The organism is Plantactinospora sp. KLBMP9567, from assembly GCF_033446045.1.
GTDB lineage: Bacteria > Actinomycetota > Actinomycetes > Mycobacteriales > Micromonosporaceae > Plantactinospora.
The window spans coordinates 13,293-26,907 of record NZ_JAWQRR010000010.1 but is presented as its reverse complement, the minus strand read 5'-3'; the positions used below and the strand labels follow the sequence as shown (position 1 = coordinate 26,907).

The 13,615-nt window shown below is 72.3% G+C and carries 13 protein-coding genes; 5 read left to right on the top strand and 8 right to left on the bottom strand.

The window, feature by feature from the left end; genetic code table 11:
• Nucleotides 1-7: 7 nt before the first annotated feature.
• On the bottom strand, nt 8-1,102 hold the full coding sequence (locus tag R6Y94_RS07810; protein WP_318395109.1) for an ATP-dependent DNA ligase: 1,095 nt from the start codon (nt 1,100-1,102) through the stop codon (nt 8-10).
• 141 nt (nt 1,103-1,243) lie between these two features.
• Here R6Y94_RS07810 and R6Y94_RS07805 point away from each other — a divergent pair, with 141 nt between their 5' ends.
• Nucleotides 1,244-1,468: a hypothetical protein gene (locus R6Y94_RS07805; RefSeq protein ID WP_318395108.1), complete on the top strand. Its 225-nt coding sequence runs from the start codon at nt 1,244-1,246 to the stop codon at nt 1,466-1,468.
• A 34-nt stretch (nt 1,469-1,502) separates the two neighbouring features.
• Here the strand turns inward: R6Y94_RS07805 and R6Y94_RS07800 are convergent, their stop codons facing one another.
• Nucleotides 1,503-1,706, bottom strand: a complete 204-nt coding sequence (locus tag R6Y94_RS07800) for a hypothetical protein (RefSeq protein ID WP_130464110.1) — start codon at nt 1,704-1,706, stop codon at nt 1,503-1,505.
• Between the two features lie 247 nt (nt 1,707-1,953).
• Here R6Y94_RS07800 and R6Y94_RS07795 point away from each other — a divergent pair, with 247 nt between their 5' ends.
• On the top strand, nt 1,954-2,634 hold the full coding sequence (locus tag R6Y94_RS07795; RefSeq protein ID WP_318395107.1) for a TetR/AcrR family transcriptional regulator: 681 nt from the start codon (nt 1,954-1,956) through the stop codon (nt 2,632-2,634).
• Between the two features lie 218 nt (nt 2,635-2,852).
• On the opposite strand, the gene nrfD is transcribed toward R6Y94_RS07795, so the two are convergent.
• The 6 genes from nrfD to R6Y94_RS07765 form a co-directional block, all read right to left on the bottom strand.
• A complete protein-coding gene (gene nrfD / locus R6Y94_RS07790; RefSeq protein ID WP_318395106.1) occupies nt 2,853-3,875 on the bottom strand; it encodes an NrfD/PsrC family molybdoenzyme membrane anchor subunit in 1,023 nt (340 codons plus the stop codon).
• Nucleotides 3,872-4,843 (bottom strand): 4Fe-4S dicluster domain-containing protein, encoded by a 972-nt coding sequence (locus R6Y94_RS07785; protein WP_318395105.1) that lies wholly within the window; start codon nt 4,841-4,843, stop codon nt 3,872-3,874. The genes nrfD and R6Y94_RS07785 overlap by 4 nt, the downstream gene beginning before the upstream one ends.
• Before the next feature lie 4 nt (nt 4,844-4,847).
• Entirely contained in the window at nt 4,848-8,135 is a 3,288-nt protein-coding gene (gene fdh / locus R6Y94_RS07780; RefSeq protein ID WP_318395104.1) for a formate dehydrogenase, read from the bottom strand.
• Between the two features lie 62 nt (nt 8,136-8,197).
• Nucleotides 8,198-8,488, bottom strand: a complete 291-nt coding sequence (locus R6Y94_RS07775; protein ID WP_318395103.1) for a hypothetical protein — start codon at nt 8,486-8,488, stop codon at nt 8,198-8,200.
• Between the two features lie 240 nt (nt 8,489-8,728).
• Nucleotides 8,729-9,775 (bottom strand): glutathione S-transferase family protein, encoded by a 1,047-nt coding sequence (locus R6Y94_RS07770; RefSeq protein WP_318395102.1) that lies wholly within the window; start codon nt 9,773-9,775, stop codon nt 8,729-8,731.
• Nucleotides 9,776-9,875: 100 nt separating this feature from the next.
• A complete protein-coding gene (locus R6Y94_RS07765) occupies nt 9,876-10,694 on the bottom strand; it encodes an isocitrate lyase/phosphoenolpyruvate mutase family protein (protein ID WP_318395101.1) in 819 nt (272 codons plus the stop codon).
• Between the two features lie 123 nt (nt 10,695-10,817).
• On the opposite strand from R6Y94_RS07765, the gene R6Y94_RS07760 reads away from it, so the two are divergent.
• From R6Y94_RS07760 to R6Y94_RS07750, 3 genes are all read left to right on the top strand, one after another.
• On the top strand, nt 10,818-11,771 hold the full coding sequence (locus R6Y94_RS07760) for an ArsR/SmtB family transcription factor (RefSeq protein WP_318395100.1): 954 nt from the start codon (nt 10,818-10,820) through the stop codon (nt 11,769-11,771).
• Between the two features lie 639 nt (nt 11,772-12,410).
• Nucleotides 12,411-12,965: a hypothetical protein gene (locus R6Y94_RS07755; protein WP_318395099.1), complete on the top strand. Its 555-nt coding sequence runs from the start codon at nt 12,411-12,413 to the stop codon at nt 12,963-12,965.
• A 139-nt stretch (nt 12,966-13,104) separates the two neighbouring features.
• Nucleotides 13,105-13,551: a hypothetical protein gene (locus R6Y94_RS07750; RefSeq protein WP_318395098.1), complete on the top strand. Its 447-nt coding sequence runs from the start codon at nt 13,105-13,107 to the stop codon at nt 13,549-13,551.
• The last annotated feature ends 64 nt before the right edge of the window (nt 13,552-13,615 follow it).

The following is a 13,615-nucleotide window of genomic DNA, read 5'->3' as shown; positions in this document are numbered from 1 at the left end:
CGTCAGGCTACGCGCCGGGGGCGAGCGGGTCGCCGCGGAGCACCTGGTCGACGTCGAACCGGATCGGGCGGTCGAGTTGGTCGTACCCGCAGGAGGCCGGCTCCCGGTCGGGCCGCCAGCGGACGAACTGGGCGGTGTGCCGGAACCTGTCCCCCTCCATCGCGTCGTAGCCGACCTCTGCCACCAGCTCCGGCCGGAGCGGCTCCCACTCCAGGCTCTTGGTGCCGGACCACCGGCTCGGCCCGCCTGGGATGCGTTGCCCGCTGGTGTGGTCGCCGTGCACCCACGGGTGCTCCTTGACGCCCTCGCGGTACGGCGCCAACTCGTCCAGCAGCTCGGCCCTGCGGGCGGCGCTGAACGACGCCGACACGCCGACGTGGTGCAGTGTCCCCGCCTCGTCGTAGAGGCCGAGCAGCAGCGAGCCGACCACCGGGCCGGACTTGTGCCAGCGGAAGCCGGCGACCACCACGTCGGCGGTACGGGTGTGCTTGACCTTGAACATGAGCCGCTTGCCCGGCTCGTACGGGATGTCGGCCGGCTTGGCGACCAGCCCGTCCAGCCCGGCCCCCTCGAAGATCTCGAACCACCGGGCCGCCGTCTCCGGGTCGGTGGTGGTCTGGGTGACGTGCACCGGGGGTACTACGCCGCGCAGCTCCTCGACGAGCCGGGCCCGGCGCCGCTCGTAGGGCTGGTCGACCAGCAACTCGTCGCCGACGGCGAGCAGGTCGAAGGCGACCAGGTCGGCCGGGGTCGTCTCGGCCAGCATGTTGACCCGGGACGCGGCCGGGTGGATGCGTTGGCTGAGCAGGTCGAAGTCGAGCTTGGGCTCGCCGTCCGGGCCGTCCCGGCGAATGACGATCAGCTCGCCGTCGACCGCGCACCGGGTCGGCAACTGCGCCCGGGCCTGCGCCACCACCTCGGGGAAGTAGCGGGTCATCGTCTTGCCGCCCCGGCTGGCCAGCTCGACCTCGTCACCGTCGCGGAAGACGATGCAGCGGAAGCCGTCCCACTTCGGCTCGTAGCTCATCCCGGGCCCGGTGGGGATCTTCGGCACGCTCTTCGCCAGCATCGGCTCGACCGGCGGGTTGATCGGCAGTTCCACCCGGCCAAGTCAACCAGATGGGCGCCGGGCCGGGGTGCCCCGTGCCCGTACCGGAGGTCCCAGGGGTCACATCCGGCTCAGCAGCCCCGAGTCGACCACCGCGAGTGAGACGTTTTAGCAGGTCAGAGCTATCTTCGCCGGATGCGGGGCTGGGTGTGCGTCTGCTGCGGCCGGTGGCAGGTGAGTGTCGAGCGGATCGCCGGGAGATACCTCTACCGGCTGGCGTACCGCTATCGCCCGGACGTCGGCGGGGTGGACGTACTCGGCGAGGTGGGCACGATCGCGGCGCTGGAGCGGCTGCTGCTGGCCCGTACCCCGGTGACCCTGGCCGACCTCCGCGAACGTCCGGCCGGCCGGGCCTCGTGAACCGATCTGCGTCTGTATCGGGGTCGTCGCGGTACTAGAGCGCTTTCGCGATCTCGGCCAGTACGTCGGCCGGGACCTCCACCGCGGTTTCGTGCGCCGGAATGTCGAGCTGGGCCAGCGCCTCCGGGTCGGAGACGCGCCAGCCCTGCACGATGAAGGTGTCACGGTCCGTGCGGTACAGCGACGGGCAGTTGTTGATCTGGGATTGCGCGGTCTTACGAATGAAAGTGAGCTTCACGATCGGGCCTCTCGCTCCTTTTGTGCCGCTTTGGGCCGGATGCCCCAGCGGTCTGTGTTGCATTATGGGCTAATCAGGACGTTCGGGCACGGATCACAGAAACGTAGTTGCGTGAATGTAGGTGAATGGCCGATTCATCTCGCGTCGGATGCGGGGCTTTTTCTGCTATTGCGACGGGAACTGGTTCTTCTGCGCCTGTAGAAGGGCATACTACAGGCGTAGAAAAGCCCACTGGAGGGAGCCGCGGGTGACCGCACGGCCGGACCGGTTCGCCGTCATCACCGACGCCGCGATCGAACTGGTGGCGGAGCTGGGCATGCGGGGGCTGACGCACCGGGCGGTGGACGCCCGGGCCGGACTGCCGCTCGGCTCCACCTCGGTGTACTTCCGGACCCGCAAGGCGCTCGTCGAGGCGGTCGTACGCCGCCTCGCCGACCTCGACCGCGCCGACTTCGAAGCCACCGAGCTGCCCACCGAGGCGATGACCGGATCGGCCGTGCTGCCCGGCGAGGGCAAGCAGCAGCTCGGACCCCGGGAACTCGACCAGCTTGCCGGTCGGATAGCCGGACTGCTCGACCACTGGCTGACCGCCGGGCGTACCCGGACGCTGGCCCGGTACGCCTGCCTGCTGGAGGCCACCCACCACCCCGAACTGCTGGAGATCCTGTCGTACGGCATCGCGTCCCGGAACCAGGCCCGCGCGCTGCTCGCCCAGGCCGGAGCAGCAGATCCGGAGCGGAGTGGCAACCACCTCGTCGCCTGCGTGGACGGGCTGCTCTTCGACCGCCTCTGCGGCGCCGGTTCGCTCACCGCGCCGCCGCCGGGGAGCGAGCAGAGCCGGCAGGACCTCTACCGGGCCGTCCGGACCATACTGTTCGCGACGGCCGGCATCTCGGAGACCGGCGCCCCGGACACCGGTCACGCCTGACCGGGATCCGCCCGGCGGCGGCGCGGCGCAGCGCGGCGGGCAGCTCGGCCGCCCCGCCCGCGCCCGCCGGATCCACCGCCGGTCGCGGCGGCCGGCAGGGCCCGGTCAGCGACGGCGACCGCGCCGACCCGTCGACGGTGTCCGCCTCCCGGCGAGGATGGCCGCCGCGCAGGTGCCGAGCACGATGCCGGCGAACGGCAGGAGTCTGGCCACGGCTCTCACGATCGGCGCTCCCGCCTGCCGGTGCGGGCCACCAACCGTTCCCGCTGCGGCTCCACGGTGTACTTCGGATCCCGGGCCGAGGCCACCCCGGCCTGGAAGATCCCGAACCGGAGGCAGATCGAGCCGGCCAGTAGCACCGCCGCGCCGGTCGCCGTCACCGCCCGGCCGCGCCCGGCGCCGGCCGCCAGCGCACCCGCCCCGCAGAGCAGCTTGCCGGCCCGCAGCAACCCGCCGGCCAGGCCCTGCCGCATCGGCTCGGCCACCATGCCGAGCCGGCGCTCCATCCGGTACGCCGCCGCCAGTTCGGTGGCGGCGCCGAGCACTGCGGCACGGCGGGCCGGCCCGCCCTCCGGACCGGGGGCGGCCAGCAGCCCCAGCGCACCGGCCGAGGCCGCCGACGAACCCGCGAAGAGCACCGGGAGTTCCCGGTACCCGTCGTGCCAGACCGGCACGGCCGTGTCCGCGAAGAGCGTCGCGGTGTACGACGCGACGGCCGGCCCGAGCGCGGCCGCGCCGAGCGTGCCGAGCCGGCCGAGCCGGGGCAGCCGGCCGGTGACCGCGCTGCCGGCGGCGAGCAGCGCCAACGGGCCGTACCCGGCGAGCAGCCAGGAGCCGACGCTCATCGGCGAGGTCACCTTGACCACCCGCAGCATGTGCAGGAACCGCTCCGGGCGGCCGAGGTCGTGCACCAGGGAGTAGAGCGAGCCGGCCAGCGCGACCGCGGCACCGGCCTTGAGGCCGCGGGCCAGTCCCGGCCGGCCGGTGAGGTCGGCGGTGGCGGCCAGGGTGGACGAGGCGCCGGCCAGCCCGCCGAGGAAGAGATAGCCGCCGATGTCCGCCGCCTCCCAGGTCGGCGGCTTCAGCACCGGCCGGCCGTAGTACGACCGGAACTCGGCCCTCGGCACCATCAGCCGCTCGCCGCGCTGCCGCCGCCCCGGGCGGCCGGCGGAGCCGATCAGCGCGTCCCGCTCCACCGGCAGGTCGGCTGCGGTGTCGAGGCGTACGTCGGTGTGGGTCATCGGCGTGCTCCCGGAACTGACACGGCGACCAGTGCGGCCAGCAGCCCGACGGCGACCAGTCCGGTCCGGCGCCACATCGCCGGCAGGTCCCGGGTGGTGACCACCGGGTCGGGCGGCAGCCCGTACACCTCGGGCTCGTCGAGCAGCAGGAAGAACGCGCCGGCCCCGCCTACCCCGTCGTACGGGTCGGCGCCGTAGAGCCGGGCGCTGTCCACCCCGGCGTCGTGCAGGTCCGACACCCGGGCGGCGGCTCGGGCCCGCAGCTCGGAGAGCTCGCCGAACTGGATCGAGTCGGTCGGGCAGCTCTTGGCGCAGGCCGGTTCCTGGCCGACCGAGAGCCGGTCGTAGCAGAGGGTGCACTTCCAGACCCGCCCGTCTCCCTCGCGTACGTCGAGCACGCCGAACGGGCAGGCCGGTACGCAGTAGCCGCAGCCGTTGCAGATGTCCTGCTGCACCACCACGGTGCCGAACTCGGTGCGGAACAGCGAGCCGGTCGGGCAGACGTCCAGGCAGGCGGCGTGCGTGCAGTGCTTGCACACGTCGGAGGACATCAGCCAGCGGAAGTCCATCCCGGGCACGGCGTCGACGTGCCCGTCCGGCGGTGCCGAGCCGGGCATGCCGAGCGAGACCGCAGTCCGGCCACCGGCGGCCCGGCGCAGCCCGGCGGGGACCTCGGCCGGGGCGAGCTGCGCGTCCTGCCGGCCGAGCCGGCGCGGCTGCTCGACGAAGGCGACGTGCCGCCAGCTGTTCGCGTCGAGCTGGCCGGTGTTGTCGTACGACATGCCGGTGAAGGCCAGCCCGTCCTCGGGGATCGCGTTCCACTCCTTGCAGGCCACCTCGCACGCCTTGCAGCCGATGCAGACGCTGGTGTCGGTGAAGAAGCCGACCCGGTCCGGCGGTTCGGCGTACCCGCCGGCGGTGGCCGGATCGCGCCGGTCCCCGGTCGCCTCGCGCAGGTCGGGAGCCATCCGCTCACACCTCCGTTCCGGTCGCGACGGTGATCCCGGCCCGCCGCTGGTAGTCCCGGACCAGCGCCACCCGCTCCGGCCCGCGCGGCCGCCGCCCGGGGCGGATGTCGGCGGAGAACGCCTTGCTCTCCTGGATGTGCGAGTTCGGGTCCAGCGAGATCGAGGTGAGTTCGTTGGCCGCGTCGCCCCGGCTGTAGCCGTTCGGTCCCCAGTGGAACGGCAGGCCGATCTGGTGCACCACCCGCCCGTCGACGCGTAGCGGAGCGACCCGCTCGGTCACCAGCACCCGGGCCTCGATGGCGTTGCGGGCGGTGACGATGGTGGCCCAGCCACAGTGCACCAGCCCGCGTTCGGCGGCCAGTTCGGGGGATACCTCGCAGAAGAACTCCGGCTGCAACTCCGCCAGGTACGGGGTGTGCCGGCTCATCCCGCCCGCGGTGAAGTGCTCGGTGAGCCGGTAGGTGGTCACCACGTACGGGAAGGTCTGCGCCCCGCGCTGCGACCCGTTCGGGTGGTACCTGTTCTGCTCGTGCGGCCGGAGCAGCCGGGCCGGGTTGCGCTGCTGGCCGTAGAGCGGGTTGTCCACAGGGGAGTCCTGCGGTTCGTAGTGGGTGGGCAGCGGGCCGTCGGAGACCCCGGTCGGCGCGAAGAGCCAGCCGAGCCCGTCGGCCTGCATGATGAACGGGTCGGTGCCGCGCAGCGCGGCGACGCCCCGGGCGCCCTCCGGCGGCACGTAGTCCGGCGCCTTGGTCGGCTCGAAGTCCGGTACGTCGTAGCCGGTCCACCGGCCGGCGTCGGCGTCCCACCAGACGTACTTCTTGCGCTCGCTCCACGGCCGCCCGTCCGGCCGGGCCGAGGCCCGGTTGTAGAGCAGCCGCCGGTTCGCCGGCCAGGCCCAGGCCCACTCGGGGGAGACCCAGCTCTGCTCCTCGGCCGGCTTGCGCCGGGCGGCCTGGTTGAGCCCGTCGGAGTACACCCCGCAGTAGATCCAGCAGCCGCAGACCGTCGACCCGTCGTCGGTGAGTTCGGTGTACGTCGACAGTGGCCGTCCGTCGGCGTTCCAGCCGTTGATCTCGGCGAGCACCGCCTCGGCGTCCGGTTCCGCGGTCCGGCCGAGTGTCGGGTAGTCCCAGGTCAGATCGAGGATCGGCCGGTCTTTCGGATCGGTCGAGCCGGCCAGCTTCTGCCGGATGATCCGGCCCAGGTGGTACATGAACCACAGGTCGCTGCGCCGGTCGCCGGCCGGCTCGACCGCCTGGTGGTGCCACTGGAGCAGCCGGTTGGTGTTGGTGAAGCTGCCGTCCTTCTCGGTGTGCGCCGCCGCCGGCAGCACGAAGACCTCGGTGCCGATCTGTTCGGTGACGAGTTCGCCGGAGGCGATCTCCGGCCCGTCCTTCCACCAGGTGGCGCTCTCGATCATGCTGAGGTCCCGGACGACCAGCCAGTCCAGCTTGGCCATGCCGAGCCGCTGCATCCGGGAGTTGGCCGAGCCGACCGCCGGGTTCTCGCCGAGCAGGAAGTAGCCCTTGCAGGTGCCGCCGAGCTGCTCCAGCACCGTGTCGTAGTGCGAGTGGCTGCCGGTCAGCCGGGGCAGGTAGCCGAAGCAGAAGTCGTTCTCCGGCCCGGCCGCCGCCCCCCACCACGCCTTCAGCAGGCTGACCGTGTAGGCCCGCATGTTCGCCCAGAACCCCTTGCGGGCGGCGTCGGCGATGATGAAGTCGGCCAGGGTCTGGGTCTTGTGCGCGTGCGGCATCGGGATGTAGCCGGGCAGCAGGTTGAACAGCGTCGGCACGTCGGTCGAGCCCTGGATGCTGGCGTGCCCGCGCAGCGCCTGGATGCCGCCGCCGGGCCGGCCGATGTTGCCGAGCAACAGTTGCAGAATGCTGGCCGAGCGGATGAACTGGGAGCCGTCGCTGTGCTGGGTCCAGCCGACCGCGTAGACGAACTCGCTGGTCCGCTCGGGGCCGGAGTTGTCGACCAGGTGCCGGCACACCTGCGTGAAGACCTCCGGCGGGATGCCGCAGATCCGTTCCACCATCTCCGGGGTGTAGCGGGCGAAGTGCCGCTTGAGGATCTGGTAGACGCAGCGCGGGTCGGACAGGGTCGGGTCCTGGCGGGGCTGGCCGTCCAGGGCGGCGCTGCCGGAGCCGAACTTCTCGGCCCGGCCGGCGCCGTGCCCGTCGTGCTCCGCCGACCGCCTCGGGTCGTCCTGGAGGCTGCGCCCGGCCGCCACCCGCGCCTCGAACTGGCTGTCCCGCTCGCCGGTCGCCGAGACCAGTTGCACGCCCTCGTACTGCCAGCTCTCCTCGCGGTAGGTGTGGCTGTCCGGGTCGAAGCCGGAGAAGAGCCCGTCCAGGTCCTCGGTGTCCCGGAACCGCTCGTCGACGATGGTCGAGGCGTTCGTGTACGCCAGCACGTACTCCCGGAAGTCCTTCTCCTCGGTCAGGACGTGGTTGATGATCCCGCCGAGGAACGCGACGTCGGTGCCGGCCCGGATCGGCACGTACAGGTCGGCCAGTGCGCTGGTCCGGGTGAACCGGGGGTCGACGTGGATCACCGTGGCGCCCCGGGCCTTCGCCGCCAGCACCCACTGGAAGCCCACCGGGTGCGCCTCGGCGAAGTTGGAGCCCTCGATCACGATGCAGTCGGCGTGCTGGAGATCCTGCATGAAGGTGGTCGCACCGCCGCGCCCGAACGACGTACCGAGGCCGATCACCGTGGAGCTGTGGCAGACCCGGGCCTGGTTCTCCACCTGGATCACCCCGAGCGCGGTGAGCAGCTTCTTGATCAGGTAGTTCTCCTCGTTGTCCAGGGTGGCGCCGCCGAGGCTGGCGATGCCCATCGTCCGGGCCACCCTGACGCCCTCGTGCTCCTCCTGCCAGGTCTCCCGCCGGGTCCGGATCACCCGCTCGGCGATCATCTCCATCGCGGTGTCGAGGTCGAGGTCCTGCCACTCGGTGGCGTACGGCGGCCGGTAGCGCACCTTGTCCAGTCGGCCCGAGTCGGTGGTCAGTTGCAGCGAGGCGGCGCCCTTCGGGCAGAGCCGCCCCCGGCTCACCGGCGAGTCGGGATCCCCCTCGATCTGCACCACCCGGTCGTCGGAGACGTAGACGTTCTGCGCACAGCCGACCGCGCAGTACGGGCAGACCGACTTGACCACCCGGTCGGCGCCGGCGGTACGGGCGCGCAGGTCGGCGCTGTGCCGCGACTTCACCGACGCCGCCCGGCCGGCCCGGTCCGGACCGGTGAGCTGGCGCCAGACCGGCCACGAGCCGATCGGTAGACCGCGCACCTGCGCCTCCTGTCGTCGAGGGCCGCCACCGCCGGCACTTCCCGCGGGCGGCGGCCGGTTCGTCACCGGTCCGGTCGACCCAGCCCGTCGGCCCGGGCCCGATCCCGCATCCAGTCGTGTACCTGCCGCGACGACATCGGGTTGATCTCGCGCGGATTCACCAGGACCTGGGTGCGGGACGGCAGGACGCCGGGGCGCTGCCGTTGTGCCCGGGTCACCGTGCCGCCGCCGTCGGCCGGGATCCCGGTGCCGACCAGGTACGCCTGCCCGGCCGGGATGCCCAACTCGGCGCCGATCTCCTGGTAGCTCCGGCCCAGGCCGACCAGGTGCAGCACGCTCTCCTTGCTCGCCACGCCGCCGCCCCCCGCTCGCCGTGCCGACCGTCAGCGACCGATCGACCGCCAACCACCGACAAGCCTCTCATTTCGCCCAGGTCGCCGGAGCCGGTTTGCGCTCTCCGCACCGCGACGGGTGGTGGCCGACATGACGCAGGGCCGCTCCCCGTCACCGTCGGACGGGAAGCGGCCCTGCGTGCCCGGTCAGCCCTGCGTGCCCGGTCAGCCCTGCGTGCCCGGTCAGCCCTGCGTGCCCGGTCAGCCCGCCAGCGGGGTGTGCCCGGCCGGTACGGTCTCGTCGGCGCGCGGAGGTGGTGGCGGGGTGCCGTCCCCGAACGGGCGGCCGCCGAGCGCCTCCCGGCCGTGCGGGTCCAGCCAGTTGCGCAGGTCCGGCCCGAGCGGCACGATCCCGGTCGGGTTGATGTCCCGGTGCACCTCGTAGTAGTGCCGCTTGATGTGGTCGAAGTCGATGGTGTCGCCGAACCCGGGCGTGCTGAACAGATCCCGGGCGTACGCCCACAGCACCGGTTGCTCGGTCAGCTTCTGCCGGTTGCACTTGAAGTGCCCGTGGTAGACCGCGTCGAACCGGACCAGCGTGGTGAACAGCCGGATGTCCGCCTCGGTGATGCTGTCCCCGACCAGATAGCGTTGCCCCTCCAGCCGGGCCGACAGCCAGTCCAGCCGGTCGAAGAGCCGCCGGTACGCCTTCTCGTACGCCGGCTGGCTGCCGGCGAAACCGCACCGGTACACCCCGTTGTTGACGTCGGCGAAGACGACCGCGTTCACCTCGTCGATCTCCTCCCGCAGCGCCTCCGGATAGAGGTCCGGCGCACCGGTCCGGTGGTACGCCCGCCACTGCGTCGACAGGTCGAGGGTGATCTGGGCGAAGTCGTTCGTCACCACCTGCCCGGTCGGTACGTCCACGATCGCCGGCACGGTGATCCCGCGCTCGTACCCCGGGAACCGGGCGAAGAACGCCTCCTGGAGCCGCTCGATGCCGAGCACCGGGTCCCGGCCGCCGGGGTCGAGGTCGAAGGTCCAGCTCCGGGCGTCGTGGGTCGGCCCGGCGATACCCATCGACAGCACATCCTCCAGCCCGAGCAGCCGGCGGACGATGACCACCCGGTTGGCCCACGGGCAGGCCCGGCTCACCACGAGCCGGTACCGGCCGGGTTCCACCGGATAGCCGTCCCGCCCGTCAGCGGTGATCCGGGTGGCGATGTAGCGCTGGTCCCGGGTGAACTCCCCACCCCGGTTGACGTAGCTGCCCTCGGTGGTGCTGCTGCCCTCTGCGGTGTTCGACATTCCGCTATCGTTCCCCAAACTTGCCTCGGATCCACCGCCGGAACGCCCCGGACCCGGCGATCGCCAGCCGGATGCGCCTCGGCAGGCGTCCGCGCCGGAGTCAGCGGCGCATCAGCTCGTTGACCGACCCGTAGTCCAGGGCGCCGGCGAGGGCGTCGTAACCGCCCGACCCGTACGCCTCCTCGGCGGCCCGCCGGACGACCGCGTACGCGGCCTCGGCGACCGCCGAGCCGAGGCTGATCCGGGCCACCCCGAGCTTTGCGAGGTCGGGCACGGTCGGCGCACCGGGCCCGGCGAGGATGTTGACCGGTGCCGGGATGCCGGCGACCAGTGCCGCCACCGTCGCCGGATCGACCACTCCGGGCACGAAGATCCCGTCGGCACCGGCCCGCAGGTAGGCGGCTGCCCGGTCGAGAGTCTCCGGCAGCCCGCCGGCACCGCGCAGGAAGGTGTCGACCCGGGCGTTGACGTACAGCGGCACCCCGACCCCGTCCGCGACGGCCCGGGCGGCGGCCAGCCGGCCGGACTGGTCGGCGGCCTCGCGCAACCCCGGGCCGCCGCCCGGCGCCGCGTCCTCCAGGTTGACCCCGACCGCACCGGCGGCCAGCACCGCGCGGACGGTCTCGGCGACCCGCTCGGGGGTGGTCCCGAAACCGGACTCGATGTCGGCGGTGACCGGCACCGAGACCGCGCCGGCGACCCGTCCGACGAGTTCGGTGGCCAGTTCCCGGCCGAGGACGTCACCGTCCGGGGCGCCCAGGCTCCACGCCACCCCGGCACTGGTGGTCGCGACGGCTCGGGCGCCGGCGGCCTCCACTATCCGGGCACTCGCCGCGTCCCACGCGTTGACCAGGACGATCGGGTCGGACGGGATGTGCAGGGAACGGAACAGCTCGGCGCGGCTGCGTTGATCACTCATGCCCGGTAGTCTCCGCCGCCCGCGCCGGGCGCCGTATTCTTTCAGCTCTGGCTAAAACGACGGGCCTGTCGAGTAACGTGACGGGCCTGGCGACGAAGGGCCTGCCTGGAACGAAGGGTCGGCGTGGTTTCCATCGGTCTGCCGGGCGGTGCCGTCGCCCGGATCCGGTTCGCGGTCTCCTGCCTCTGGGAGGTCGCGACCAGCGTCCGGGTTCTGCGCGACGCCGGCGACCACGCCGTGCACCTGCCGTGGGTGACCCGGGTACGCCCCCGGCTGGTCGACGCCGGCCTCATCCCCGCCGGCGGTGCTTCCCCCGGCCCGGTCGACAGTGCCGGGGCGGCCGGGGGCGGGCTGCTCTGGCAGTTGATCCCGGCCGGGCCGCACTATCTGCCCGACTTCCTCACCCCGGCACCGCAGGGGCTGAACCCGGACCTGGACACCGAACTCGCGACGCTCCGGGCCACCCCGGTCGAGGCGGTCCGGGCGGACCTCGACGGCTACGCCGGCCGGGGCGCCCCGGCGGTGCGGCACCTGCACGCCGACCCGGCCGACGGGCTGCGCCGGCTCGCCGACGAGATCGTCCGGTACTGGCGGATCGCGCTCGCCCCGGACTGGGCCCGGATCCGGCTGCTGCTCGACGCCGAGGTGCATCACCGGGCCCGACGGCTGGCCGCCGACGGCGCCGCCGGACTCCTCAACGACCTGCACCGGCAGGTCCGGTGGGAGGGGGAGACACTGGCGATCGCCCAGCAGCACTGCACCGCCGCCGACGTGCCGGACGGGGACGGACTGGTGCTGATCCCGTCGGTCTTCGTCTGGCCGTCGGTGCTCAGCGTCGCGGCCGGCCCGGCGCCGCAGCTCGCGTACCCGGCCCGGGGCATCGCCACACTCTGGGAAACACCCCGACAGGCGTCCGACAGCCTGGCCGCGGTGCTCGGCCGGGGCCGGGCCCGGGTACTCGCCGAGATGCGGTCACCGGTCTCCACCACCGAACTGGCCCGGCGTACCGGGCTCTCGGCCGGGGGCGTGTCGCAGCACCTCGCCGTGCTCCGGGCCGCCGGGCTGGTGGCCACGTAGCGGACCGGCCGGACCGTGCTGAACAGCCGTACCACGGTCGCCGAGGCGCTGCTCTCGGTGGCCGGCTGATCGCGACTGTTCCCGGCACCACGTCCGGCAGGGCCCCGATGCTTGGGCTAACCACCCGGGCACGGGCGGCAGGGACGTACCACCTCTGTCGGGCGGGCCTTGCGGGGCCGCTCAAGGCACCGCCTCCCTCGTTGGTGAGCGGGCACCGACACGCAGACGTCCGCGAGGAACTCGTCGTAGTCCTCCGCGTCCCAGTCGAAGGCGGACCACACCCGGTGCGCGTCGTCGGGATCGAAATAGACCCGGGCGCCCCGGCGGCCGTGCTCCCGCCGCTTCTCCGCTCGTTGAAGTCACCTGCTGGCGGCGGCGACCCGAAGACTCAACGACGCGCCTCCGCACGTTCAGGGTGGGTTGGTGGCCCTTGTTACGATCTTGGCCGTGCATCCCGATCCCGCATCACCGGGCCGGATCCAGTCCGCCCACGGACGGCCAGCCGAGCAGCGATTCACCGGAAAGACTCCCGCCGCGTTCGGTTCGCAGCGATTCGGCCCGGCCGGGGCGCCACCGACCGGTTCCGCCCCGTGGGCGGGAGCCTGGACGGCGGGCAAGTCGGCCAGAAGGACGGCGCTGGTGGTGCTGTTCGGCCTGGCTTCCATCGGGCTGAACACCGCCATCGCGTACGCCACCGTCGGGTCGAGGGTCGTTTCGATCGTGACGGGACTCGCCTTCTGCCTGGTCTTCATGGTCGTCGTACGTCTGCTACACCGGGCGATGTGGCTGTCCCTGCTCTCGTTCCTTCCCGCCCTGTTCGTACTCGTGGGATCGGTGGGACTCGCCCCCGACCTGGCGCTGGAGCAGCGCGGCGTCCGCCAGGAGGTAACCATCGTCGACGCCGAGGTCGCCGGTAAGCGGCACACGTTCACGCTCCGGGGCGACGACGGTCCGCTCGACGAGCCACTGACCTATCAGGGCAGCAACCCTGGCTACCGCATCGGCGACACCCTAACCGTACTCACCGACCCGGACGGGGTGGTCGCGCTCGAGGAGGCCGATCGGGTCGACTCCAGCGGCACCCTGGGCTCGCTGGTCCTCGGTGGCATCGGCTGGACTTTCATCGCACTGCTTGCGGGATGGCGTGGGCACGTCCGCCGTCGGGAAGGCCGGTTCGACACCCTGGTGATATAGCGCGCTGATCCAGCGCGAGCGAATGAGCCGCTCCGCGCGTTCCGGAAAGGGCGAACCAGTTGCCAGGAAGGACCCGGAGTGGAAAGACGAGAGCTGAGGACCGATGGGCGCAGGTGACAAGCGGAGGACCGTGTCGACGATGGCCGTGGCGGTCCTGCTGCTTGCGGGCTGCGGTTCGGCGGGATCGCAGGACCTGCCGGCACTTCAGTTCGAGGAGGCGATAGACACGGCGATTGCCGGGGTGGCGAAGAACGGCGAGCCGGTCCTGGTCCGCGACCTCACGAGCGTGGAGTGGGACGAGGTCGCGCTCTTCAGCGAGGGTGCAACAAAGCCGGAGATCGAAAACGTGGTCGGCGAGAGTGGCCTGAAGGGCAATCGCTACCTGTCGTCGCCCAATCTTCTCGTGTTCCGTGACGCGGGCGAGGTGGTGTCGCTGGTCGGGACAACCCCGGACCTGTTCACGGGAGAGTACGGCGTGCTGTTGGGCCCGGAGGCGTTCCTCACCCCTGATGAGGCCCGGGGTGGGTACGTCTGGTTGACTGACGGTACCCGACGGCAACCGAGGTCGCCGGCTGCGTCCTGTTGACTGACGGTACCTGACGGCAACCGAGGTCGCCGGCTGCGTCCTGTCCGAAACGGACATTCAGCCC